Source organism: Massilia sp. LjRoot122, from assembly GCF_964252725.1.
Classification (GTDB): Bacteria; Pseudomonadota; Gammaproteobacteria; order Burkholderiales; family Burkholderiaceae_D; genus Telluria.
Map to the genome: position 1 here is coordinate 51,537 of NZ_CAXUPB020000001.1, position 22,596 is coordinate 74,132.

Genomic DNA, 22,596 nt, shown 5'->3' on the forward strand with positions numbered 1-22,596 from the left:
CGCAGTCCTGCCGTCGAGGCATCAACCCTGGGCCGGGGCGGCCATGTTGGCGCGCGGATCTTCTTCGGCAATGTACTCGAAGATCTTGACGACGCGGTTCACGCCGGCGACGCCCTTGGCGACATCGGCCGCGATATTGCCTTCACGCGGAGTGACGAGGCCCATCAGGTAGACGACGCCGCGCTCGGTGGTCACCTTGAAGGCGGTGGCCGAGACGGTCTTCTTGTCGACCAGGCTGGCCTTGACCTTGGTGGTGATCAACGCATCGTTCGAACGCGAGGTGTAGCTCGACGGGCCGGCGATTTCCAGCTCGTTGATGACCGAGACCACGTTGTCGATCGCGCGCACTTCACGCTCGGCCGCCTGCTTCATGGCTTCGTCGCGGACTTCGCCGGTCAGCAGCACCTTGCGGTTGTAGCTGGTGACGTTGACGTGGCCGTTCTCGCCGGTGAGCTGCTGCATCTTGATCTCGGCCTTGACGTTGATCGACTTGTCTTCCGTCTGCATGCCGATGGTGCGGCGGTCGTTGGACGCCAGGGCGGTCGCCGCGGCGCCGCCTACCGCCAGGGCCACGCAGCCCGACAGCGAGGCAGCCAGTGCGGTTCCCAGTACGATTTTCGACAGCAGGCCGGCCAGCGGGCGCTTATTGGTCATTCTTCATCTCCTCCGAACAATGCGACGTCGATGCCGTCGCAGATGCAGTGAATTGCGCACAGGTGGACTTCCTGGATGCGCGCGGTACGTGCGTGAGGCACGTTGATATGGACATCGGCATCGGTCAGCAGCTTGCCGAGGGCGCCGCCGTCCTTGCCGGTGAAGGCGACGATGCGCATCTCGCGTTCCAGCGCGGCTTCCACCGCAGCCAGCACGTTGGCCGAGTTGCCCGAGGTCGAGATCGCCAGCAGGATGTCGCCGGCCTGGCCGAAGGCTTGCACCTGCTTCGAGAAGATGTCCTTGAAACTATAGTCATTGCCGACGGCCGTGATGATCGAGGTGTCGGTGGTCAGCGCGATGGCCGGGAGCGGGAAACGCTCGCGTTCGAAGCGTCCGACGAGCTCGGCAGCGAAATGCTGGCAGTCGGCGGCGGAACCGCCGTTACCGCAAGCCAGGATCTTGTTGCCGTTGGACAGGGCGCCGAACATGAGTTCGACGGCCTGCGAAATGGGTTGGGCCAGGGCAGGCGCCGACTTCATCTTGAGATCGGCGCTCTCCTGGAAGTGAGCGAGGATGCGTTGAGTATTCATAGCCGGAGATTATAGTGCAGTGGCAACCCAGACCGGGCAACCACGGTAAAAATTGCTTACATTTCAATGGCCTTAGTTGATCACGTCTTGCAACCATGTCAACTGTTCGCCATCGATGGCGACCACATCGAAGCGGCAGGGCGGTGTGACGGCAAAACGCAACAGGTAGACCTGGGCCGCACGTACCAGGCGGCGGATCTTGGCGGGAGTGATGCTGGCGGCGGCGCCGCCGTATTCGCCATTGGCGCGCTGGCGCACCTCGACGAACACCAGGGTGTCGCCATCGCGCATGACCAAGTCGATTTCCCCGCCTTTACAGCGGAAATTCTCCTCGACCGGCGTCAAGCCGTGGCGACGCAGGTGGAGCAGGGCGGCCCGCTCCCAGTCGCGGCCCTGGGCCTGCCGCAGTGACAGGCGCAGCGGCCACATGCTCAGCGCCCGAAGGCCACCGCTTCGAACCTGCCGTCGCGGTAGACGGTGCCGGTTTCAACACGGCGGAATCCGGAGGCACCGGCGCCCATGTTCACCGACAGGCGGCCGGTTACGCCGTCCAGCTCGAAGGAAGTGTTGGGGCGCAGGGCCAGTTCGCGGGCGATGCGGAAGGCGTCGATGCCGAGGGCGTACAGGCGCTGCATGTCGAAGCCGTCGCTGGTGCCGCCCCAGCGCGGGTAGCTCGCCACCAGCGGATGTTCGGGCTGCACGGTCCAGGGCAGGTCGAGGATGCGCACGCCGGCCAGTTCCGGCCCCGCGGTGGCCGGATCGCGGCCCGGGTTGACGGAGGCCGTGCCATAGGTCGGCAGCGAGGTGCCGATGGCGCTGCGCACCTGGCGCAGCTGGACCGCGTCGAGGGCGGCGAACACCACTTGCGGCGGGTCGACCTGCAGGCGTGCGCGCAGCTCGGCCAGCGCATTGCCGTCGACGTAGCCGTCGCTGCTGGGCAGTTCGACGACCGCATTGTTCAGGCCCAGCTGCGACCAGCGCGCCGTGAAGGCGCCCGACAGGCGCTGCTGCCAGGCGGCCGGGCCGGTCAGCACCAGGGCGCGGGCGGCCGGCTGTTCCGCCGCGGCCCAGTCGGCGACCTGGCGCGCCTCGTCCTCGAGCGACAGGCCGACCACCAGCATCTGGCGCGGCAGCGGGCCATTGGTTTGCGGGTGGTTCAGGGCGATGGTCGGTTTGGTGACGGCGCCGCTGGCGGCCAGTGCGGCCACGGCGGGGCGGGCCAGGGGGCCGACCACGATGTCGTGCTGCTCGGCCGCACGTGCGTAGGCGTCGAGCGTGGCTTGCGATGAATCGCCGGTAGGAATCACGTTGACGCTCACGCCATTGCGGTCGCGCTCGTAACCTGCCATGAAGCCGGCACGCACCGCTTCGGCCGGCTGCGCCAGCGCGCCGGACTGCAGCGGCAGCAAGAGGGCGATGCGCACACCCGGACGGTTGAGGTCGGCGGCGAGCGGGCGGCCATTGGTGGACGGCAGCACCTCGACCGGACTGGTTTGTACGGGGGCGGCCGGCGCGGGCGGTGTATAAGTGGGCTCGGCAGGCGGCGGGCTTGCTATCGGCGCGGCGGGCGCGCAAAATCCGCCCGGTACGCCGCAACCAGTGTCGGGCGGCAAAGGTGTGCTTCCGCAGGCAGCGAGCAGGCCGAGCGCTGCCGTGGCCAGCAGCGCCTTGATATTTTTTTTCTTCAGCATCGGAACCCCTTATGACAGAACAGCAGACCATCGACATCGCCCGGCTTCCCGTCATGGGCGAAGCGGCCCAGCAGTCCTATCCTACCGCAACGCTGTATGTCGTGGCTACACCGATTGGCAACGTCACCGACATCACGCTGCGTGCACTGCACCTGCTGGCGCTGGCGGATGTCGTGGCCTGCGAGGACACGCGCAAGACCGGTGCGCTGTTGCAGCGCTTTGGATTGAGCAAGCAGACCATCGCCGCCCACATGCACAACGAGCGCGAGGTGGCGGACAAGATCGTCGAACGCCTGCACGCCGGCCAGCGCGTGGCCCTGGTGTCGGATGCGGGCACGCCGGCGGTGTCGGACCCGGGCGCGCGCATCGTCGACGCGGTACGCGCGGCGGGGCTGAACGTGGTGCCGCTGCCGGGACCGTCGGCGGCCATCGCCGCCTTGTCGGCAAGCGGGCTGGTGAACGACCGTTTTCACTTCGTCGGCTTCCTGCCGGCAAAACCGAAACAGCGCGAAGCCGCCTTGGCCGAGCTGGTGCGCGAGACCTCGACGATCGTCCTGTACGAAGCGCCGCACCGGATCGTCGAGTGCGTCGAAGGCTTGATGAGCACTTTCGAACCGACCCGCCAGGTGGTGTTCGCGCGCGAGCTGAGCAAGATGTTCGAGGAAGTGCACCGTTGCCCGCTGGGCGAGGCACTGGCCTGGGTCAAGGCCGACCAGCACCGCGAGCGCGGCGAATTCGTCGTGCTGGTGGAAGGGGCGGTGCTGGAGACCGATGCGCAGGATGCCGAAGCGGAGCGCATCTTGCAGATACTCCTGAGCGAATGCTCGGTGAAGCAGGCCGCCAACCTGGCTGCGCAAATAACAGGGCGCAAGAAGAACGCGCTGTACGAACGCGCGCTGCAGATCAAGGGCGAGTAATCGCTCCTGAACCGTGTTGCGGCCCCGTCGCCAGGGACACCAGCGCGGCGCCCGCGGACACGATCAGCGCATCTTCGATCAGGCCGCTGCGGGTCTGGCCGATGCTCGCCATGGCCTGCTTGCGGGCGGCCAGCGTCAGGTAGGCCAGTGGGACGGCGGTAGCGATGGCGAGCGCTGCGCCGGTCTTCTCGCGGCCATGCGGCGCCAAGGCCGCACCGGCGATCCCGGCGCTCATCACGCGCGCCAGCAGTCCCAGGAAGACGGTGCGGTCGGGCGCGGTCTTCATCTTGTCACCGAGCAGTTCTCCGACGCCCATGGCGAGCGCACCGTACTTGAACAAGGGGCGATCCAGCAGGAACAGATCCCCCGGCGTATCGCGATGGGCAAGGCGTGCCGTGGCAATCGTGGCCATCGGCGTCATGGAACGCGCACTGGCGACGGCGCCGATCAGGGCGGAAAAGAGCAGGCTGCGTTTCATGTTGACTATTCCTATCAGTAAAAGACCTGCCTCGATTCTAGACAGGCCCTCACTGTCGCGTCGCCACTGAGGCACACCCTACCATTTGCAGCCGCTGTCCTTCTTGTCCATCATGAGGAGGAGCGGAGCCAGCAATCCTCCCGGAATGCCATCCTTGCAGTTGCGGCGCTTGGCCTTGCTGATCGCTTTGGCAAACTTCGATTCGGTTTCCAATGGCGGATCGGGAAACTGCGCCACCGCCGTTCCCTCGCGGCCGAGCTTGGTCTGACTCGCCAATTCCCGCGCCGTTTGCTTGGCGGCGTTCATGTCGAACTTCGGTGCATCGTCCTTGCTGTCGCTGTCGGGAACCGGTTCAGCCGGCTGCTGCACCGTGAACGGCTCCCCAACGCTCTCCTGCACCGGCGCGGGCCGGCGCGCACGCCGTGACGCCGCAGCCTTGGAAAGCGCGCGTGGTGCTGCCTGTACCGTGGGTGGTGCCGGTAGTGGAGGTGGTGGCCGGATCGTGACCGTGATCGAAGAGGGCGCTTCAGGCTCGACCAGCGGCGCGAACGGCCCCGCGTGGCGATAAGCGAACATCAGCAGCAGGTGCACGGCAAGCGACACGCCGACACCCGCCAGGAAGCGCTTGTTGCCCCTGGTAATGTCGTCATGCATGCTGGTGGGGGCTGCCGGATTCACAATATTGTCCGCTCGATCACTATCCAAATAATGCGACAGAGAATACGGCGATCCGCTTATTTCGCCCTTAAGCCTTGACCGAAGCTTTCCGACGCGCTATGATCGTTGTCTTCGGAGTGTAGCGCAGCCCGGTAGCGCACCTGGTTTGGGACCAGGGGGTCCAAGGTTCGAATCCTTGTACTCCGACCAGTTTCAAGAGAAGAGCCGACAGTGAAAACTGTCGGCTTTTTTTTTTTTTTTTTTTCGTTTCCGGAGCCGGTTTCAGCCGGCGCGCTTGGCGGCGATCGCATTTCCCGCGCGGCTGGCGCCCTTGCGGCCCAGCTGCTGCGAGATGAACTGTCCCGCATCCACCACCTGGTCGAGGTCGATGCCGGTCTCGATGCCCAGCCCGTTCATCAGGTAGAGCACATCCTCGGTGGCGACGTTGCCGGTCGCACCCTTCGCATACGGGCAGCCGCCCAGTCCCGATACCGACGAGTGGAAGATGGCCACGCCCACTTCCAGTGCCGCGTAGATGTTGGCCAGCGCTTGGCCGTAGGTGTCGTGGAAATGGCCGGACAGGCGTTCCAGCGGGAATTCCTGGGCCGCACGCAGCATCACGGCCTGGGTCTTGCGCGCGGTCGAGACGCCGATGGTGTCGGCGATGTCGATTTCGTCGCAGCCGAGGTCGCGCATGCGGCGCACCACGTCGGCCACCGCATCCAGCGGCACCTCGCCCTGGTAGGGGCAGCCGAAGGCCGTGCTGATCGAGCCGCGCAGGCGCAAGTTATTGGCTTTGGCGGCTTTCGCCACCGGCTCGAAGCGCGCGATCGATTCGGCGATCGAGCAGTTGATGTTCTTCTGCGAGAAGGCTTCCGAGGCCGACCCGAAGATCACGACTTCGTCGGCCCTGGCCGCCAATGCCGCTTCGAAGCCCTGCATGTTCGGCGTCAGCGCCGAGTAGATCGTGCCCGGCAGGCGTTCGATGCCGGCCATGACTTCGGCGCTGGTGGCCATCTGCGGCACCCACTTGGGCGAGACGAAGGACGCCGCCTCGACGTTGGCGAAGCCCGCACGTGCGAGGCGGTTCACCAGTTCGATCTTGACGGCGGCGGACAGGGCTTCCTTCTCGTTCTGCAGGCCGTCGCGCGGCCCCACTTCGACGATCTTGACCTTGTTCGGCAAGCTGGCTTGGTTCATTCTTTCAATATCCTAGATCGCGGTCGACGATGTCGCCGACGGGTTGGCCGCTCTCCAGCTTCGCGATCTTGTCGGCGATCTGGAGCACGGCGTCGTGGCGCACGGTGAGCGCCGAAATATGCGGGGTGATGCTGATGCGCGGCTCGTTCCAGAACGGGTGCGGCGCCGGCAGCGGTTCGTGGCGGAACACGTCGAGCGTGGCGCCGGCGATGTGGCCGGAACGGATCAGGGTCATCAGGTCGGGCTCGGCCAGGATGGCGCCGCGCGAGACGTTGATCAGGTAGGCGCCCGGCTGCAGCTTGCCCAGGTTGTGGCGGTCGAGCAGGTTCGCGGTTTCTGGCGTGAGCGGCAGCATGCAGACCAGCACGCGGGTGCCGCGCAGGAAGGGATCCAGCCCCTCGGTGCCGTGGAAGCACTCGACGCCGGGGATGTCCTTGGGCGTGCGGCTCCAGCCGCGCACCGGGAAGCCGAACAGGCGCATCGCCTCGACCACCGGCAGGCCGAGCCTGCCGAGACCCATGATCCCGACCGAGAACTCTTCCTTGGGCGTGAGCGGCAGCGGGTCCCAGACGCCATGGCGGGCCTGCTGTTCGTAGTCGTCGAAGTGACGGTAGTAGCGCAGCACCGCGTGCGCAACGTACTCCGCCATCTGCACGCCCATGCCGGCGTCGCCCAGGCGCACAATCGGCACCGGCGGCAGGGCCTCGCCCAGCTTGAGCAGGGCATCGACCCCGGCGCCCATCAGGAAGATCGCGCGCACGTGCGCGAGCTGGTCCAGCAGGGCCGGCGTCGGGCTCCAGACGACCGCGTAGTCGCAGGGCGGCAGCGCTTCGCCCTCTTTCCATGCGACGGTTTCCACCTGCGGCATGACGGCGGCGAATTCGCGCGCCCATGGCTCGATCACGCCGTCTCCGCGGTACAGGAGTATGCGCATGTCTCCCCCTCTATAATTTTTATATTGGTGTTACGCCGCTTTAAAAGCCAGCAGCGGCGCGCCATCCGCCACCTGGTCGCCAACCTGGTACAGCACTTCTTCCACCAGGCCGTCGCTCGGCGCGGAAATCGTGTGCTCCATCTTCATCGCTTCCATGATCACCAGCGGCTCGCCCTTTTTCACTTCCTTGCCGGACGAGGCCAGCACCGCCACCACTTTACCCGGCATCGGCGCGGTCAGGCGTCCGCCCGCCGATTCCTGCTCGCCGGCGTGCGCCATCGGATCATTGTACGCCAGGGTGTAATGACGGCCACCGGTGAATACGTGGAACAGGTCGCCGTCGCGGCGCACGCTGCCGTGCAGCGAGGCCTCGCCCAGGCGGATGCTCAGTTCGGCGCCTTCGTGACGGACCAGCTCCAGGGACTGGCGCTCGCCGTTGGCGTCGATTTCCCAGCCGTGGGCGCCATAAGTCAGGCCGACTTTGTAGCCTTCCGCGCCGCTGAACTCGTCGGCAAACGACAGGCTGCGGCGGTAGGCGCTGTTCATGCGCCAGCCGCGTGCCTGGGCCCAGGGGTCGGCCGGGTTGGCCGCACCGCGGACGGTTTCGCCGCTGCTCAGCGCCAGCGCGGCCAGGGCCAGGGCGCCCAGCGGGGCCGCGGAAGGCAGGGGGAACAGGGCTTCACCGTGACGGTCGATCAGGCCGGTGTCCAGGTCGGCGGTCGAGAAGGCCTCGCCTTCGACCAGGCGCTTGAGGAAAGCAATGTTGGTGGCCAGGCCGACGATCTGGAACTCGGCCAGGGCCTGCGACAGGCGCGCCAGGGCTTGCGTGCGGTCGGCGCCCCAGACGATCAGCTTGGCGATCATCGGGTCGTAGAAGGGCGAAATCGCATCCCCTTCGCGCACGCCGGAATCCACGCGCACGGCGGCCGGGTTGGTCCCCGAGGCGCCCAGCTCGAACGCGACGGCGTTCGGGGTATCCATGTGGCGCAGGGTGCCGATCGAGGGCAGGAAGCCCTTTTCCGGGTTCTCGGCGTACACGCGCGCCTCGATCGCGTGGCCGTGGATCCCCAGTTCGCTCTGCTTCTTCGGCAGCGGCTCGCCGAAGGCGACGCGCAGCTGCCATTCGACCAGGTCGGTGCCGGTGATCATCTCGGTGACCGGGTGCTCCACCTGCAGGCGGGTGTTCATCTCCATGAAGTAGAAGGAGCCGTCCTGGTTGGCGATGAATTCCACGGTGCCGGCGCCCACGTAGCCGACCGCGCGCGCGGCATTCACGGCGGCCTCGCCCATGGCGGCGCGGCGGTCCTGGCTCATGCCCGGCGCCGGCGCTTCTTCCAGCACTTTCTGGTGGCGGCGCTGCACCGAGCAGTCGCGCTCGTGCAGGTAGACGCAGTTGCCGTGGCTGTCGGCGAACACCTGGATCTCGATGTGGCGCGGGCGGATCAGGTATTTCTCGACCAGCACCTTGTCGTCGCCGAAGGAGCTGATCGCTTCGCGCTTGCAGGAGGCCAGCGCGGCTTCGAAGTCTTCCGAGCGCTCGACCACGCGCATGCCCTTGCCGCCGCCGCCGGCGCTGGCCTTGAGCAGCACCGGATAGCCGATGCGGTCGGCCTGTTCGCGCAGGAAGGCAGGGTCCTGGTTGTCGCCGTGGTAGCCCGGCACCAGCGGCACGCGGGCAGCCTCCATCAGCTGCTTGGCGGCCGACTTGGAACCCATCGCGCGCATCGAGGAACCCGGCGGGCCGATGAAGACCAGGCCGGCGGCCTGCACGGCTTCGGCAAACTCCGCGTTCTCCGACAGGAAGCCATAGCCAGGGTGGATCGCCTGGGCGCCGGTAGCCTTGGCCACCTCGATGATCTTCTGGCCGCGCAGGTAGCTGTCCTTGGCGGCGGCCGGTCCGATCAGCACCGCCTCATCGCAGACCGCCACGTGTTTCGACCCCGCGTCGGCTTCCGAATACACGGCGACGGTGCGGATACCCATGCGGCGCGCGGTGGCGGCGACACGGCAGGCGATTTCGCCACGGTTGGCGATGAGGATTTTGGTGAACATGCGTTTGACTTTCGCTTTTTGGTTATTCGTTCATTGGCGGCCGTGTCTCCCCGGCCGCCCTCACATGCTTAGCAGCCGCAGGCAGCCTTCGGCGCAGATTCCAGCGTTGCCGCGCGGGTCTTGAGGCCCAGCTTCTCGAGCAGCACGCGGTCGTCGTCCGCTTCCGGGTTGCCGGTGGTGAGCAGCTTGTCGCCGTAGAAGATCGAGTTGGCGCCGGCCATGAAGCACATCGCCTGCACGGCTTCGCCCAGTTCGCGGCGGCCGGCGGACAGTCGCACGCGCGCCTGCGGCATGGTGATGCGGGCCACGGCGATGGTGCGCACGAATTCGATCGGGTCGAGCTTTTCGATGCCGTGCAGCGGCGTGCCTTCGACCTGCACCAGGTGGTTGACCGGCACCGATTCCGGATACGGATTCAGGTTGGCCAGCTGGGCAATCAGGCCGGCGCGCTGCTCGCGCGTCTCGCCCATGCCCACGATGCCGCCGCAGCAGACCTTCAGGCCGGCGCTGCGCACGCGGCCCAGGGTGTCCAGCCGGTCCTGGTACTCGCGGGTCGAGATCACGTTGTTGTAGAAGTCGGGCGCGGTATCGATGTTGTGGTTGTAGTAGTCCAGGCCCGCCTTCTTCAGCTGTTCGGCCTGGCCTTCTTCCAGCATGCCCAGGGTGGCGCAGGTTTCCATGCCGAGCGCCTTCACTTCGCGCACCATGGTTTCGACCTTCTCCATGTCGCGCTCCTTCGGGCTGCGCCAGGCGGCGCCCATGCAGAAGCGGGTCGCGCCATTCGCCTTGGCTTCGCGCGCCGCGTCCAGCACGGTGTCGAGGTCGAGGATCTTCTTGGCTTCGACGCCGGTGTCGTAGCGCGCGGCCTGCGGGCAGTAGCCGCAGTCCTCTTCGCAGCCGCCGGTCTTGATCGACAGCAGGGTGGCCAGCTCGACGTCGCCGTCCGGGAAGTTGGCGCGGTGCGCGGTTTGCGCGCGGTGCATCAGTTCATTGAAGGGCAGCTCGAACAGGGCCAGCACGTCGGCCAGCGGCCAGGTGGCGTTGTCCGCCTGCTTGATGGCGACAGGACGGTGGAGAGCGACGGTATTGGTTTGGGACATCTTGGTTTCCTTCTAGGTCTGGACGCGCGGGGAATGCCAGCCTGGCAGTCCCGCGAGATCGATATATTCGGCGGCGGCTTGCGCCGTCGGGTGCTCCAGGCGGGGCACGTGGCCCAGCAGCGGCGCCGGAATGCGTTGTTCCAGCGCGTCGATGTTTTCGCGCATGAAGCGCATGTTCGGGTCGACCGTGTTGGCGACCCAGCCGGCCAGCACCAGGCCGCGCGCCACGATCGCCTCCACGGTCAGGAGGGCATGGCTGATGCAGCCCAGGCGCAGGCCCACCACCAGGATCACCGGCAGGTTGAGTTGCATCGCCAGGTCGGCGCTGTCGAAATCCTCGTTGAAGGGCACGCGGAAACCGCCCACGCCTTCGACCACGACGGCGTCCGAAGCCGCATGGACTTCGGTGTAGGCGGCCAGGATCGGCACCGGTTCGATGCGCACGCCTTCGAGTGCGGCCGCGATGTGCGGCGCGGCCGGTTCCTTCAGCATGAAGGGCGTCGTGATGCTGGATGGCAGGTGCACGTTGCCGGCGGCGCGCAGCATGTCGGCGTCCTCGTTATGCAGCTCGCCGTCAACCAGCTCGGCGCCGGCCGCCACCGGCTTCATGCCGCAGGCGCGGCGTCCGCTTGCCGCCAGCTTGTGCAGGATGGCGGCCGACACCAGGGTCTTGCCGATCTCGGTATCGGTGCCGGTGACGAAGCAGCAGAAGCGCGCCGGCACGCTGTCGAAGGTCTGGGCTTCCGGCTTCGGCTCCGCGACCGCGGCGCCCGCCGTGGCAGGCATCGGGACAGCGACGGCCGGCGTCAGCGCCAGCGGCTGGTCGGGTTCGTTCAGGTTCTTCATGCTGTGGTCCTTTCCAGTGCATTCAGCGCGCGCGCCAGCTGCGCCACCTCGTCGTGGGTGTGCGCCGCCGACAAGGTCACGCGCAGGCGCGCCGTTCCGGGCGCCACGGTGGGCGGACGGATGGCCGGCACCCACAGTCCCTGTTCGTGCAGGGCGGCGGCGGCGCGCAGCGCGTCCTCGTTGCTGCCGATGATGAGCGGCTGGATCGCGGTGCTTGATGCCAGCAGCTGCCAGCGCTGTGGACGCAACGCATCCTGCAGGTGGTCCACCAGCGCGGCCAGGTGGGCGCGGCGCTGCGCACCTTCCGCGCCGCCGATGATGTCGAGGCTGGCCTGCAGCGCATGCGCCAGCGCCGGCGGTGCGGCCGTGGTGTAGATATAGGGGCGGGCACGCTGCACCAGCAGCTCGATCACGCTGGCATGGGCCGCAATGAAGGCGCCGCCCACGCCGGCCGCCTTGCCGAGCGTGCCGATATAGACCAGGTTCGGCGAGCGCAGCTTGAAATGTTCCAGCGCGCCGCGGCCGGTGTCGCCCAGCACGCCGAAGCCGTGGGCGTCGTCCACCACCAGCCAGGCGCCGTGGCGCTCGCACAGAGCGAGAAGTTGCGGCAGCGGGGCGAGGTTGCCGTCCATGCTGAACACGCTGTCGGTCACGACGATTCTGGTGCCCGCCGTGCTGGCCTGCAGCTGCTGTTCCAGGGCCTCGACGTCGCCGTGCGGGTAGACCGTCACGCCGGCCTTGGCCAGGCGCGCGCCGTCGATCAGTGAGGCATGGTTCAGCGCTTCCGAGAAGATCATCGCATCGGCATCGGCGCCCAGCGCGGTCAGCACCGCGAGGTTGGCCATGTAGCCGGTGCACAGGTACAAGGCACGCGCCTGCTCGATGTAGGGGGACAGCCACTCGCCGAAGCGTTCTTCCAGCAGCGCGTGTGCGCGGCTGTGGCCACTGACCAGGTGCGAGGCGCCGCTGCCGGCGCCGTAGCGCGCCGCGCCTTCCTGCAAGGCGTTGACGACGGCAGGGTGCGAGGCCAGGCCGAGGTAGTCGTTGCTGCAGAAGGCCAGCAGCGGGCGGCCATCCACCACCTGGCGCGGCGCGCAGGGGCTGTCGGCCACGCGCAGGCGGCGCGTCAGGCTTTGCGCCGCGATGGCGTCGAGCTTGCGGTCGATGCCCTTGATCAGGTCCATGGTACTCACGCCGCGATCACCGATTCGAAGACCTTCTGCGTGCGCGCGGCGATGCCGGCGACCTCTTCGTCGTCCAGCACGTAGGGCGGCATCAGGTAGACCGTGCGGCCGATCGGGCGCAGCAGCAATTCGTTTTCCACCGCCGTGGTGAAGAAGCGGCGTGCAAAGGTCGAGGCGCGCGCCGGATCGGGTTCCACCGCGTCGAACGCGAAGATCATGCCGCGCTGGCGGAAGTGGGTGCTGCGCTCGTGCTCGGCCAGCGGGGCCAGTGCGATGGTCAGCTTGGTGGCCAGCTCGCGGTTGCGGTTCAGGACGTCGTCTTCCTCGAAGATGGCGAGCGTGGCCAGCGCCGCGCGGCAGGCCAGCGGATTGCCGGTGTAGGAGTGCGAGTGCAGGAAGCCGCGCGTGATGTCTTCGCTGTAGAAGGCCTGGTAGATTGCGTCGCTGCTGAGCACCAGCGAGAGCGGCAGGTAGCCGCCGCTGATGCCTTTCGACAGGCACAGGAAGTCAGGCCAGATGGCCGCCTGCTCGCAGGCGAAGAAGGTGCCGGTGCGGCCGCAGCCGACCGCGATCTCGTCGGCGATCAGGTGCACGTGGTGCTCGTCGCACAGCTTGCGCAGCAGTTCCAGGTAGAGCGGGTCGTACATCGCCATGCCGGTGGCGCACTGCACCAGCGGCTCGACGATGATGGCCGCGATCTTGTCGCCGCGTTCCTCGAACAGGGTGCGCACGTCCTGGATGGCACGGCGTGCCACGTCCTGGACCGATTCGCCTTCCCTGGCCGTGCGCGCATCCGGTGCCGGCACCACGTGGGAGGCGCGCAGCAGCGGGCCGTAGGCATCCTTGAACAGCGGAACGTCGGTGACGGCGAGCGCGCCGATGGTCTCGCCGTGGTAGCTGCCCTGCAGGCAGACGAATTCCTGCTTGCCCGGGTAGCCGGCGTTGCGCCAGGCGTGGAAGCTCATCTTCATCGCGATCTCGACCGCCGAGGCGCCGTCCGAGGCGTAGAAGGCATGGCCCAGGTTGTGGCCGGTGAGGGCGGCGAGTTTTTCCGACAGTTCGATCACCGGCTCATGGGTGAAGCCGGCCAGCATCGCGTGTTCCAGCTTGTCCAGCTGGTCCTTCAGCGCCGCATTGATGCGCGGGTTCGCGTGGCCGAACAGGTTGACCCACCAGGAGCTGATGCCGTCCAGGTAGCGGCGGCCTTCGTGGTCGTACAGCCACGGGCCCTTGCCGTGGCTGACCGCGATCAGCGGCACCTCTTCGTGGTGCTGCATCTGGGTGCACGGGTGCCACACGCTGCGCAGGCTGCGTGCGATCCAGTCGGAAGAGGTCTGCTGCTTCACAATCAATCCAATCCAATACTATTTAATTCAGCCAGGTCGGCTTGCGCTTCTCGAGGAAGGACGCCACGCCTTCGCGGCCCTCCAGCGAGGCGCGGATTTCGGCAATGCGGTTCGCGGTATCCGCCAGCAGTGCGTCGTCGACCTGCTGGCCCACCACCTCGCGCACCAGCTTCTTGGCCTCGCGCACGGCATTCGGGCTGTTCGTCACCAGCGACTTCACGATGCCGGCCACGGTGGCATCCAGCGCCTCGGCGGCGACCACTTCATGCGCGAAGCCGATCCGGCGGGCCTCCTGGGCGTCGAAGCGCTCGGCGGTGAGGAAGTAGCGGCGCGAGGCCTGTTCGCCCATGGCCTTGATGACATAGGGCGAGATGGTGGCCGGGATCAGGCCCAGCTTCACCTCGGACAGGCAGAAGTGCGCCACCGCGCTGGCGACCACGATGTCGCAGGCCGCCACCAGGCCCATGCCACCGGCGTAGCAGTCGCCCTGTACCTTGGCGACGGTGGGTTTCGGGCACAGGTAGATGGTGCGCAGCATGTCGGCCAGGCGCGCGGCGTCCTGCTGGTTCTCGCTGTGCGAGTAGCCGGCCATCTTCTTCATCCAGTTCAGGTCCGCGCCGGCGCAGAAGGCCGGGCCGTTGGCGGCCAGCACGATGGCGCGCACACCCTCGTGGCGTCCCAGTTCGTCGAAGGCCAGCGCCAGTTCGGCGATGGCGTGCTCGTTGAAGGCGTTGCGCAGGTCGGGACGGTTCAGGGTGACGGCGGCCACCTTGTCGTCGATCGAGACGGTGAGGGTCTGATATTCCATGTCGTCTCCTCCTTACATCCGGAACACGCCGAACTTCGTGTCTTCGATCGGCGCGTTGAGCGCGGCCGACAAACCGAGACCCAGCACGGTGCGGGTATCGGCCGGATCGATGACGCCGTCGTCCCACAGGCGCGCGCTGGCATAGTAGGGGTGGCCCTGGTGCTCGTACTGTTCCTTGATCGGCTGCTTGAAGGCGGCTTCTTCCTCCGCCGACCACTGGCCGCCCTTGCCTTCGATGCCGTCGCGCTTGACCGTGGCCAGCACGGATGCCGCCTGGTCGCCGCCCATCACCGAGATGCGCGCGTTCGGCCACATCCACAGGAAGCGCGGCGAGAAGGCGCGGCCGCACATGCCGTAGTTACCCGCGCCGAAGGAGCCGCCGATGATGACGGTGAACTTCGGCACCGAGGCGGTGGCGACCGCGGTCACCATCTTGGCGCCATTGCGGGCGATGCCCTCGTTTTCGTACTTGCGGCCGACCATGAAGCCGGTGATGTTCTGCAGGAAGACCAGCGGGATCTTGCGCTGGCAGCACAGCTCGATGAAATGGGCGCCCTTCAGCGCCGACTCCGAGAACAGGATGCCGTTGTTAGCGATGATGCCGACCTTCATGCCGTAGATATGGGCAAAGCCGCACACCAGCGTCGTGCCGTAGCGCGCCTTGAACTCGTCGAATTCGCTGCCGTCGACCACGCGCGCGATCACTTCGCGCACGTCGAAGGGCTTGCGGGTATCGACCGGGATCACGCCGTACAGTTCTTCCGGTGCATATTTGGGCTCGACGCTTTCGCGCAGCGCGCCCTGCACCGGCTTGACCCGGTTCAGGTTCGACACGATGGTGCGCGCCAGCGACAGCGCATGTAAATCGTTCTGGGCCAGGTGGTCGGCCACGCCCGACAGGCGGGTGTGGACGTCGCCGCCGCCCAGGTCTTCAGCCGTGACCACTTCGCCGGTCGCCGCCTTCACCAGCGGCGGGCCGCCCAGGAAGATGGTGCCCTGTTCCTTGACGATGATCGATTCGTCGCTCATCGCCGGCACGTAGGCGCCGCCGGCCGTGCAGGAACCCATCACCACCGCGATCTGCGGGATGCCCTTGGCGGACAGGTTGGCCTGGTTGTAGAAAATGCGGCCGAAGTGGTCGCGGTCCGGGAACACGTCGTCCTGGTTCGGCAGGTTGGCGCCGCCCGAGTCGACCAGGTAGATGCAGGGCAGGTGGTTCTGCTCGGCGATCTCCTGGGCGCGCAGGTGCTTCTTGACCGTCATCGGGTAATAGGTGCCGCCCTTGACCGTGGCGTCGTTACAGACGATCACGACTTCCTGGCCGGCGACGCGGCCGATGCCGGTGATGATGCCGGCGGCCGGCGCTGCGCCCTCATACATGTCGTAGGCGGCCAGCTGGGAGAACTCGAGGAAGGGCGTGCCCGGGTCGAGCAGCATCTGCACGCGGTCGCGCGGCAGCAGCTTGCCGCGCGCGACGTGCTTGGCGCTCGCGGCCTCGCCGCCGCCCTGGGCCATCTGGGCCACCTTGGCGCGCAAATCGTCGACGATGGCCTGCATGGCCGCGGCATTGGCCTTGAAGTCTTCACCGCGCGGGTTGAGTTTGCTCTCGATCTGGGGCATTGCCGTCCTCTATGTCTCTGCTGTTCTGTATTTATTCAGGGAAACTGCCGTCTAGGTAATACCAGCGCGGCGCCCCGGTCTCGGGATCGGGCTCGCGCAGGAAGCGGCTGACTTCGTGCAGCCGGTGCGCCCGTCCGCCCACCTTGAAGCGGGCGACGAATTCGACGGTGTCGCTGTCTGGATCGTCCGGTGAATTTACTTTACGTTGACGTAAACGTAAAGCAGATTTTATCTCAAGGCCGAGCCAGCGGATGGGTTCTTTCTCATCAATGATGGACTCTGCCGGGCGGGTGGTCGGATGCCATGTTGCCAGCAGATAAGGCTCATTCTTGAGCGCATACGCAGTGTAGCGCGAGCGCATCAGGGCCTCGGCCGTGGGCGGCAGCGCTTCGCCGGCGATGAAAGGGCCACAGCAGGCGGCCAGCGACGGCCCGCCGCAGGGACAGGCTTCGAAGGTGGTCGTTTTGGACATGGCCGCCATTATCCGCGAATTTTTCTGCAGCCATGGTCCGGACAAGCATAAGTTAACAGACTTGCTCACCTGGGAGGTGCAGATGATAAGTCCGTGGTAACACAGTAAAAATACTGCTACTACCAAGATCTAAACAAATCTAACAAAGTATAAGTTCAATGGCTTATACTTTGTTAGAAATCCCTATATAGAGCTCCCTATGGATCCCGTAAGAAACCCTTTTGCCCCTGGCGCAGGTAGTCAACCTCCAGAACTTGCAGGTCGACAAGCAATTATCGAAGATGCGCGTGTTGCGATCGAGCGGGCCATACTTTGTAAATCAAGCCGCTCCCAAATGTTCCTCGGCTTACGGGGCGTGGGTAAGACCGTTCTCCTGAATGCGGTCGACACTATGGCCAGAGAACGGGGCCACCTGACTTCTATGATCGAAGCACCTGAGAATAAATCCTTGGGTGAACAGTTGTTGCCACGCGTGCATCAGGTATTGCGCAAGCTGTCGTTGACCGACCACGCAAAGGCCAAGGCCTACGATGCGATGCGGGCACTCAGATCGTTTGCCTCGGTATTTAAATTTGAATACGGCGACGTCGCCATTGCGGTTGAGCCCGAAGTAGGTGTGGCCGACAGCGGGGATCTGGAAAATGATCTTCCCGAGTTATTTATGCGTGTTGGCGAGGCTGCCAAGGCTGCCGGGAAGGCTTGGACGCTCCTGATCGATGAAGTTCAATACTTGAGTCAAAAAGATCTGGCTGCACTCATCGTATCACTGCACAAGATCAATCAGGCCGGCCTGCCTGTCCTATTCTTTGGTGCCGGACTTCCCCAAGTTGCAGCACTGTCGGGAGAAGCTAAATCGTATGCGGAGAGGCTATTCCACTACCCGGATGTCGGTGCATTGCCGGAAGCCGATGCCAAGGCCGCAATCCGCCAGCCTGTCAATGAGGAAGGGGCGGCCATCGATAACGACGCCCTCGCTGAAATTTTCCACAAGACCAGGGGCTATCCATACTTCCTTCAAGAATGGGGTCATCAGTCCTGGAACCTAGCCATTGGCAATACCATTACCTTGGACGATGCAAGGCAAGCCGAAGCAGCAACGCTCAAGCGTCTGGACGAAGGATTTTTTAAGGTGCGCTTCGACCGCCTTACGCCAAAGGAACGAGAGTACGTGATTGCGATGGCGAAGTTGGGCAACGGTCCATATCGTTCGTCCGACGTTGCAGATGCGCTTGGTGAAACTGCGCAGAGCCTTGGTCCACGGCGTGCACAGATCATCAGCAAAGGGATGATTTATAGCCCCTCTCATGGCGACATCGCGTTCACTGTACCAATGTTCAATGATTACTTGATCCGTAATCTGGCCAGCCTTGGCTGAGTGTGCGACCGGTATGAGCTGATTTTTAGCTGCGCAGGGTCAGTCCATCCAACGCAAACGGCGGCGCCTCCCCCCGCATCGCCCCCGCCAGCAGGCTGGCGCTGCCGCAGGCGAAAGTGAAGCCGAGCGGACCGTGGCCCACGTTCAGCCACAGGTTGCCGTAGGGCGTGGCGCCGATGATCGGGGCGCTGCTCGGGGTGGCGGGGCGCAGGCCGGCCCAGACCGAGAGCTTCGAATAGTCGGCCGCGCGCGGCATGGTTTCCTTCACCTGGCGGGTCAGGCCCTCCACGCGTTTCGGATTGTGGCTCAGGTCTTCCCCCACCATATCGACCATGGCCGCCACCCGCAGCTTGTTGCCGATGCGGGCATACAGCACCTTGCGTTCGAAGTCGGTGACGCTGATTTCCGGCGCCACGTCGTCGGCACGGATCGGGGCGGTCAGGCTGTAACCCTTGAGCGGATAGAGCGGCAGGGTGATGCCGACCGTATCCGACAGGCTGCGGCTCTGGATGCCGGCCGCCAGCACGTAGCTGTCGGCCTGGATGGTGCCGGTGTCGGTTTCGACCCCGGTGATGCGGCCCTTGTCGGCCAGCAGGCGGCGCGCCTCGCCATGGACGAAGCCGTCGAAGCGCGGATGCTCGCGCAGGCGCGCGGCCAGCGCCAGGCAGAAGGCATGGCAGTCGGCCACCGCTTCGCCGCTGTTGTAGATACCGCCGGCCAGCAGCGGCTCGGCCGCGGCCAGCGAAGGTTCGCGCGCGGCGCATTCCGCGGCCGACCAGATCTCGCCGGCGCCGGCCTTGCCGGCCGCCTTTTCGAATACGTCGCGCGAGCGGTAGACCACCAGCTTGCCGGCGTCGCGCCATTCGAATTCGTCCAGTGGGACCGTGACTTCGAGCTGCTTCATGCCCTGGCGCGACAATTCACCCAGTTCCAGCAGCTTGGCCGTGGTCTTGCGGTTGACGTCGGCGCGGCAGTGCGCCAGGAAGCTGGCCAGCCAGCGGTACTGGCGCAGGTCGGCTTCGGGGCGGAAATGCAGGGGACCGGTGTCCTGGAACATCCATTGCAGGGCCTTCAGCGGCACGCCCTCGTCGGCCAGGGGCGACACGTAGCGGTAGCTGAGCTGCCCGCCGTTGCCGTAGCTTGACCCGCTGCCGACTTCCGGCGCCCGTTCCAGCAGACTGACGCGGAAGCCGGCTTCCGCCAGCCACCAGGCCGAGGTCAGGCCGACCACGCCGCCACCGATGACGAGGACTTGTTCTTTCGGTTGACGAGCTTGAACTACTTGCTGCTGCATCCTGCACTCTTCTTGTTGAACTTGGTCGTTGAGCTTAGGCGCTGGGCCGGACGAGGGCCAATGAAAGTCGCGCCAAGCGCCATAACCGGGGTATATGCACACATTGATATCATGTTGCCCCCCGTTGGCCGAGGATGGCCTGGCGGTGGAGGGCCGTGAGGATGCGTTCCTCGTAGCGCGCCATGGCCGAATAGCGTCCCTGCTGCTGCTCCGGGTCGGCCGAACTGCCGCCGGTCAGCACCACCATGCCGTTGCCGCGCGCGAGGTCGGCGGCGAAGACCGAACGCAGGCCATAGGCTTCGCCCAGGTGGCCGACGCCTTCGAAGCCGCCGCCGTCGACCAGCCCCATGCCGGGACGGTCGGGGAAGTGCTGGTTGCCGAGCCCCCAAGCCTGGTACAGGCCGTTCAGCGTGTCGCCATTCTTGCCGTCGTTGGTCCACTGGCGCGTCAACATGCGCTCGAGCGTGGCGCGCTGGAACAGGCGGGTGTTCCCATGGACGCCGCCGTTCATCAGCATGCGCATCACGACACCCATGGACGGCGCCGAGATGCGCAGGCCGCCGGTCGGGCTGAAGGGAGTGGCATTGCTGCCTGGGGCCGCAGTGGCTGTCCCCACCGGCAGGACCGGCGGCTTGGCGCTGTAGTCGTCCACCTGGGCAATCCATGGTCCAGCCGCGTTCCAGATCTCGGTGTCGACCGTGCGCTTGCGGTACAGGGTGGCGAGATTGCCGAGTGCCGCGGGCGCGAGGCCCGCCGGGCTGTAGCCGGCCTGGATGCCGAGCGGCTGGAACAGCAGGCGCTCCATCAGCAGGTCGAAACGCTCGCCGGCGATGCGCTCCATGACGGTGCCGATCACGCCCCAGGCCAGGTTACAGTAGGTGAAGTAATTGCCCGGACCGGCGCGGTCGGACCACATCTTGCCGTCGCCGTAGAGCGCGCCGCCCGGCACCAGCACGTCCTTCAGCGACACCGGCAGCTGCCAGGAATAGCCGGCGTCGTCGCGCAGCGACGAGGTGTGGGTCAGCAGGTGGCGCAGCGTGACCGGGCGCTGCGGGAAATGCGGATTGCGCACGCTGTAGCCGAGGTAGGTCGAGACGTCGGCGTCGAGCTCGGCGCGGCCCCCTTCCACCAGGCGCATCAGGCCCAGCGTCGTCATCATCTTGGAAATCGAGGCGATGCGGTACAGCGTGTCCGGCGTGGCAGGGCGGTCAGGGCTGCCGATGAAACGGCGTCCGAAGGCTTGCTGGTACACCGGCTGTCCGGCGCGGATCGCCAGCACCGACAGGCTGGCCAGCTGCATGTCCGGGTCGTTCGCGATGGCGGCCAGCTCGGCGTCGAGCGCTTGGCGCGCACCAGCCGGGGCGCCGGAAGACGGCGGGGCTGCGAACAGGGGCTCGACCGCGCCCAGCAGGGCCACACCCAGCAAGCTTCGCCTGCGCTCGTTCATTCCGGTCTCCTTTATTTGTCTCTGGACGAGCATACGGAGTGACAGGAAGGATTGCCAAATGAATAGCCGTCGCCTTGGCATAACCCTTTTATATTGGTATCAAGTGGTATGCTCATAAGCCAGGAGAATGCATATACAAAGCTTTTTCATGGACCGCGCCGTGCCGGGGACGAAGCTTGCCGTTACACTTTGTACAAGCCCCCGATGACGCCGATGACGACAAGCAGCCCAACTTTCCAGGTCGACCTGACCGACAACTCGCCGCTGTACATGCAGCTGGCGCGCAAGCTCGCGCAAGACGTGCGCGACGGCCGCTACCAGGCCGACCAGGCCCTGCCCTCCGAACGCACGCTGTCCGAGCAGCTCGACGTCTCGCGCGTCACCGCGCGCAAGGCGATCGACCAGCTGGTCGACCAGGGCCTGGTGGTACGCCGGCGCGGCTCCGGTAATTACATCGCGCCGCGCATCGAGCAGCCGCTGTCCGACCTGTCGAGCTTTTCCGAGCAGCTCCAGCAGCGCGGCTATACGCCCAGCAGCCACTGGCTGCGCCGCGAGCTCATGCTGGCCGACGCCGACGAACAGCTGTCGCTGGGCCTGTCGCCGAATACCCGCGTGGCGCGCCTCGAGCGCCTGCGCCTGGCCGACGGGGTGGTGATGGCCTATGAAGTCAGCGTGATTCCGGCCACCGTGCTGCCGCGCCCCGACAACGTGGGCGGCTCGCTGTATGCCCACCTGGCCAAGACCGGGCACATGCCGGTGCGCGCACTGCAGCACCTGCGCGCGATGAACGCCTCCGCCGAACTGGCGGCGCGCCTCGACGTGCCCGAAGGCCGTGCGGTCCTGTTCATCACGCGGGTCGGCTACCTGGAATCGGGCGAGCCGGTGGAGCTGACGCACTCTTATTGCTTGAGCGACCATTACGACTTCGTCGCTGAATTGCGCCGTCCAGCATAACTTTTCGGCATGATGAAGGGCGCAGCTTTCATGGGCCGCCCATCGCAATTGGTATTACACTGGTTTTATCGATCACTCCGCATCTAGAAGACACGGCAATGCTGAAAACCGAAACCCCGGCCCAGGACCACGCGACCCTCGACCAATACCCGACCACGGAACTGGTACACGTATTCGTCGACGACCAGGTCAAGGCCGTCGACGCGGTCCGCGCCGCCGCACCGCGCATCGCCGCCGCGATCACCGCAGCCCTGCCGCGCATGGAAGCGGGCGGCCGGCTGGTCTACGTCGGCGCCGGCACTTCCGGCCGCCTGGGGGTGCTGGACAGCGTCGAGCTGAACCCGACCTTCTCGTGGCCGCACGGCCGCGCGGTGGCGCTGCTGGCCGGTGGCGCCGAGGCGATGTTCGTCGCGGTCGAAGGCGCCGAGGACGACCATGACCAGGGCGCCGCCGACCTGAAGAGCGTGAACGTGGGACCGGACGACGTGGTGCTGCTGCTGGCCGCGTCGGGTTTCACCCCGTATGTACTGGGTGCGCTGCGCCATGCGCGCACGGTGGGTGCGCTGACCATCGGCTTTTCCAACAACGCCGACGCCCCCGTCGCCAGCGAAGCCGAGATCGGCATTACCCTCGATACCGGACCGGAAGCGATTTCCGGCTCCACCCGCCTGAAGGCCGGCACCTCGCAAAAGATCGCGCTGAACACCTTCTCCAGCGGACTGATGGTGCGTTTGAACAAGGTTTACGGCAACCTGATGGTAGACTTCCGCGCTACCAATGCCAAGCTGGTGCGACGCGCCATCCGGCTGACCAGTTTCGCCACCGGCGCCGACGAAGCGGCCGCGCAGGCGGTGCTGGAACAGTGCGGCTTCCACGTCAAGACGGCGATCGTGGCCCTGATCAAACAAACCAGTGTCGAGCAGGCGCAAGCCCTCCTGGCGGCGGCGCGCGGCAGCGTGCGCGACGCCATCGCGTAA

Annotated in this window: 22 protein-coding genes and 1 tRNA gene; 5 read left to right on the top strand and 18 right to left on the bottom strand. The window is 66.0% G+C overall.

Going from position 1 to position 22,596, the window contains the following annotated elements; genetic code table 11:
* Nucleotides 1–21 precede the first annotated feature (21 nt).
* The 4 genes from ACSQ25_RS00245 to ACSQ25_RS00260 all read right to left on the bottom strand — a co-directional run bounded on the left by ACSQ25_RS00245 (nt 22) and on the right by ACSQ25_RS00260 (nt 2,935).
* Complete coding sequence (locus ACSQ25_RS00245; RefSeq protein WP_436103724.1) at nt 22–654, bottom strand: BON domain-containing protein; 633 nt, start codon at nt 652–654, stop codon at nt 22–24.
* The gene (locus ACSQ25_RS00250) at nt 651–1,244 is read right to left on the bottom strand and encodes a phosphoheptose isomerase (protein ID WP_436103725.1); all 594 of its coding nucleotides are present in this window, start codon (nt 1,242–1,244) and stop codon (nt 651–653) included. Before ACSQ25_RS00250 ends, ACSQ25_RS00245 begins: the two co-directional genes overlap by 4 nt.
* Before the next feature lie 72 nt (nt 1,245–1,316).
* Entirely contained in the window at nt 1,317–1,673 is a 357-nt protein-coding gene (locus ACSQ25_RS00255; protein ID WP_436103726.1) for a YraN family protein, read from the bottom strand.
* Nucleotides 1,674–1,675: 2 nt separating this feature from the next.
* A complete protein-coding gene (locus ACSQ25_RS00260; RefSeq protein ID WP_436103727.1) occupies nt 1,676–2,935 on the bottom strand; it encodes a penicillin-binding protein activator in 1,260 nt (419 codons plus the stop codon).
* A gap of 11 nt (nt 2,936–2,946) precedes the next feature.
* On the opposite strand from ACSQ25_RS00260, the gene rsmI reads away from it, so the two are divergent.
* Entirely contained in the window at nt 2,947–3,852 is a 906-nt protein-coding gene (gene rsmI, locus ACSQ25_RS00265) for a 16S rRNA (cytidine(1402)-2'-O)-methyltransferase (protein ID WP_436103728.1), read from the top strand.
* On the opposite strand, the gene ACSQ25_RS00270 is transcribed toward rsmI, so the two are convergent.
* Together ACSQ25_RS00270 and ACSQ25_RS00275 are read right to left on the bottom strand one after the other, a co-directional pair.
* A complete protein-coding gene (locus ACSQ25_RS00270) occupies nt 3,839–4,330 on the bottom strand; it encodes a hypothetical protein (RefSeq protein ID WP_436103729.1) in 492 nt (163 codons plus the stop codon). The genes rsmI and ACSQ25_RS00270 overlap by 14 nt on opposite strands.
* A gap of 78 nt (nt 4,331–4,408) precedes the next feature.
* Nucleotides 4,409–5,008 (bottom strand): hypothetical protein, encoded by a 600-nt coding sequence (locus ACSQ25_RS00275; RefSeq protein ID WP_436103730.1) that lies wholly within the window; start codon nt 5,006–5,008, stop codon nt 4,409–4,411.
* A gap of 112 nt (nt 5,009–5,120) precedes the next feature.
* Between ACSQ25_RS00275 and ACSQ25_RS00280 the strand changes: the two genes are divergently transcribed.
* Nucleotides 5,121–5,197, top strand: a tRNA-Pro gene (locus tag ACSQ25_RS00280).
* A gap of 72 nt (nt 5,198–5,269) precedes the next feature.
* On the opposite strand, the gene ACSQ25_RS00285 is transcribed toward ACSQ25_RS00280, so the two are convergent.
* From ACSQ25_RS00285 to ACSQ25_RS00330, 10 genes are all read right to left on the bottom strand, one after another.
* Nucleotides 5,270–6,187 carry a hydroxymethylglutaryl-CoA lyase gene (locus ACSQ25_RS00285; RefSeq protein ID WP_436103731.1) on the bottom strand — a complete coding sequence of 306 codons (918 nt, stop codon included), beginning with the start codon at nt 6,185–6,187 and terminating at the stop codon, nt 5,270–5,272.
* Between the two features lie 4 nt (nt 6,188–6,191).
* Nucleotides 6,192–7,121: a 2-hydroxyacid dehydrogenase gene (locus ACSQ25_RS00290; RefSeq protein ID WP_436103732.1), complete on the bottom strand. Its 930-nt coding sequence runs from the start codon at nt 7,119–7,121 to the stop codon at nt 6,192–6,194.
* A gap of 30 nt (nt 7,122–7,151) precedes the next feature.
* A complete protein-coding gene (locus ACSQ25_RS00295; protein ID WP_436103733.1) occupies nt 7,152–9,173 on the bottom strand; it encodes an acetyl/propionyl/methylcrotonyl-CoA carboxylase subunit alpha in 2,022 nt (673 codons plus the stop codon).
* Between the two features lie 68 nt (nt 9,174–9,241).
* Nucleotides 9,242–10,273, bottom strand: a complete 1,032-nt coding sequence (gene bioB / locus ACSQ25_RS00300) for a biotin synthase BioB (protein WP_436103734.1) — start codon at nt 10,271–10,273, stop codon at nt 9,242–9,244.
* Nucleotides 10,274–10,285: 12 nt separating this feature from the next.
* Nucleotides 10,286–11,119, bottom strand: a complete 834-nt coding sequence (gene bioD, locus ACSQ25_RS00305) for a dethiobiotin synthase (RefSeq protein WP_436103735.1) — start codon at nt 11,117–11,119, stop codon at nt 10,286–10,288.
* On the bottom strand, nt 11,116–12,303 hold the full coding sequence (gene bioF, locus ACSQ25_RS00310; protein ID WP_436108002.1) for an 8-amino-7-oxononanoate synthase: 1,188 nt from the start codon (nt 12,301–12,303) through the stop codon (nt 11,116–11,118). The genes bioD and bioF overlap by 4 nt, the downstream gene beginning before the upstream one ends.
* A 5-nt stretch (nt 12,304–12,308) precedes the next feature.
* Nucleotides 12,309–13,649, bottom strand: coding sequence for an adenosylmethionine--8-amino-7-oxononanoate transaminase (bioA, locus tag ACSQ25_RS00315; protein WP_436103736.1), 1,341 nt, complete (start codon nt 13,647–13,649; stop codon nt 12,309–12,311).
* A 22-nt stretch (nt 13,650–13,671) separates the two neighbouring features.
* On the bottom strand, nt 13,672–14,457 hold the full coding sequence (locus ACSQ25_RS00320) for an enoyl-CoA hydratase/isomerase family protein (RefSeq protein WP_436103737.1): 786 nt from the start codon (nt 14,455–14,457) through the stop codon (nt 13,672–13,674).
* A 12-nt stretch (nt 14,458–14,469) separates the two neighbouring features.
* Nucleotides 14,470–16,077, bottom strand: coding sequence for a carboxyl transferase domain-containing protein (locus ACSQ25_RS00325; RefSeq protein WP_436103738.1), 1,608 nt, complete (start codon nt 16,075–16,077; stop codon nt 14,470–14,472).
* Nucleotides 16,078–16,108: 31 nt separating this feature from the next.
* Nucleotides 16,109–16,549, bottom strand: a complete 441-nt coding sequence (locus ACSQ25_RS00330) for a YchJ family protein (protein ID WP_436103739.1) — start codon at nt 16,547–16,549, stop codon at nt 16,109–16,111.
* A gap of 199 nt (nt 16,550–16,748) precedes the next feature.
* Between ACSQ25_RS00330 and ACSQ25_RS00335 the strand changes: the two genes are divergently transcribed.
* Nucleotides 16,749–17,924 carry an AAA family ATPase gene (locus ACSQ25_RS00335; protein ID WP_436103740.1) on the top strand — a complete coding sequence of 392 codons (1,176 nt, stop codon included), beginning with the start codon at nt 16,749–16,751 and terminating at the stop codon, nt 17,922–17,924.
* A gap of 25 nt (nt 17,925–17,949) precedes the next feature.
* Here ACSQ25_RS00335 and ACSQ25_RS00340 read toward each other — a convergent pair whose 3' ends face one another.
* Both ACSQ25_RS00340 and ACSQ25_RS00345 read right to left on the bottom strand, forming a co-directional pair.
* Nucleotides 17,950–19,218 (bottom strand): D-amino acid dehydrogenase, encoded by a 1,269-nt coding sequence (locus ACSQ25_RS00340; protein ID WP_436103741.1) that lies wholly within the window; start codon nt 19,216–19,218, stop codon nt 17,950–17,952.
* Nucleotides 19,219–19,327: 109 nt separating this feature from the next.
* Nucleotides 19,328–20,665, bottom strand: a complete 1,338-nt coding sequence (locus tag ACSQ25_RS00345; RefSeq protein ID WP_436103742.1) for a serine hydrolase domain-containing protein — start codon at nt 20,663–20,665, stop codon at nt 19,328–19,330.
* Nucleotides 20,666–20,878: 213 nt separating this feature from the next.
* Here ACSQ25_RS00345 and ACSQ25_RS00350 point away from each other — a divergent pair, with 213 nt between their 5' ends.
* Entirely contained in the window at nt 20,879–21,619 is a 741-nt protein-coding gene (locus tag ACSQ25_RS00350) for a GntR family transcriptional regulator (protein WP_436103743.1), read from the top strand.
* Between the two features lie 98 nt (nt 21,620–21,717).
* Nucleotides 21,718–22,596, top strand: coding sequence for an N-acetylmuramic acid 6-phosphate etherase (gene murQ, locus ACSQ25_RS00355; protein WP_436103744.1), 879 nt, complete (start codon nt 21,718–21,720; stop codon nt 22,594–22,596).

Excerpts from the sequence above, each read along its gene's own strand:
- ACSQ25_RS00325 (WP_436103738.1), bottom strand. The coding sequence starts at position 16,077 with ATGCCCCAGATCGAGAGCAAACTCAACCCGCGCGGTGAAGACTTCAAG.
- ACSQ25_RS00255 (WP_436103726.1), bottom strand. The coding sequence starts at position 1,673 with ATGTGGCCGCTGCGCCTGTCACTGCGGCAGGCCCAGGGCCGCGACTGG.
- bioB (WP_436103734.1), bottom strand. The coding sequence starts at position 10,273 with ATGTCCCAAACCAATACCGTCGCTCTCCACCGTCCTGTCGCCATCAAG.
- ACSQ25_RS00340 (WP_436103741.1), bottom strand. The coding sequence starts at position 19,218 with ATGCAGCAGCAAGTAGTTCAAGCTCGTCAACCGAAAGAACAAGTCCTC.
- rsmI (WP_436103728.1), top strand. The coding sequence starts at position 2,947 with ATGACAGAACAGCAGACCATCGACATCGCCCGGCTTCCCGTCATGGGC.
- bioF (WP_436108002.1), bottom strand. The coding sequence starts at position 12,303 with ATGGACCTGATCAAGGGCATCGACCGCAAGCTCGACGCCATCGCGGCG.
- ACSQ25_RS00295 (WP_436103733.1), bottom strand. The coding sequence starts at position 9,173 with ATGTTCACCAAAATCCTCATCGCCAACCGTGGCGAAATCGCCTGCCGT.
- ACSQ25_RS00320 (WP_436103737.1), bottom strand. The coding sequence starts at position 14,457 with ATGGAATATCAGACCCTCACCGTCTCGATCGACGACAAGGTGGCCGCC.
- ACSQ25_RS00345 (WP_436103742.1), bottom strand. The coding sequence starts at position 20,665 with ATGAACGAGCGCAGGCGAAGCTTGCTGGGTGTGGCCCTGCTGGGCGCG.
- ACSQ25_RS00250 (WP_436103725.1), bottom strand. The coding sequence starts at position 1,244 with ATGAATACTCAACGCATCCTCGCTCACTTCCAGGAGAGCGCCGATCTC.
- ACSQ25_RS00260 (WP_436103727.1), bottom strand. The coding sequence starts at position 2,935 with ATGCTGAAGAAAAAAAATATCAAGGCGCTGCTGGCCACGGCAGCGCTC.
- bioD (WP_436103735.1), bottom strand. The coding sequence starts at position 11,119 with ATGAAGAACCTGAACGAACCCGACCAGCCGCTGGCGCTGACGCCGGCC.
- ACSQ25_RS00330 (WP_436103739.1), bottom strand. The coding sequence starts at position 16,549 with ATGTCCAAAACGACCACCTTCGAAGCCTGTCCCTGCGGCGGGCCGTCG.
- ACSQ25_RS00290 (WP_436103732.1), bottom strand. The coding sequence starts at position 7,121 with ATGCGCATACTCCTGTACCGCGGAGACGGCGTGATCGAGCCATGGGCG.
- ACSQ25_RS00245 (WP_436103724.1), bottom strand. The coding sequence starts at position 654 with ATGACCAATAAGCGCCCGCTGGCCGGCCTGCTGTCGAAAATCGTACTG.
- ACSQ25_RS00285 (WP_436103731.1), bottom strand. The coding sequence starts at position 6,187 with ATGAACCAAGCCAGCTTGCCGAACAAGGTCAAGATCGTCGAAGTGGGG.
- ACSQ25_RS00335 (WP_436103740.1), top strand. The coding sequence starts at position 16,749 with ATGGATCCCGTAAGAAACCCTTTTGCCCCTGGCGCAGGTAGTCAACCT.
- ACSQ25_RS00270 (WP_436103729.1), bottom strand. The coding sequence starts at position 4,330 with ATGAAACGCAGCCTGCTCTTTTCCGCCCTGATCGGCGCCGTCGCCAGT.
- murQ (WP_436103744.1), top strand. The coding sequence starts at position 21,718 with ATGCTGAAAACCGAAACCCCGGCCCAGGACCACGCGACCCTCGACCAA.
- ACSQ25_RS00350 (WP_436103743.1), top strand. The coding sequence starts at position 20,879 with ATGACGACAAGCAGCCCAACTTTCCAGGTCGACCTGACCGACAACTCG.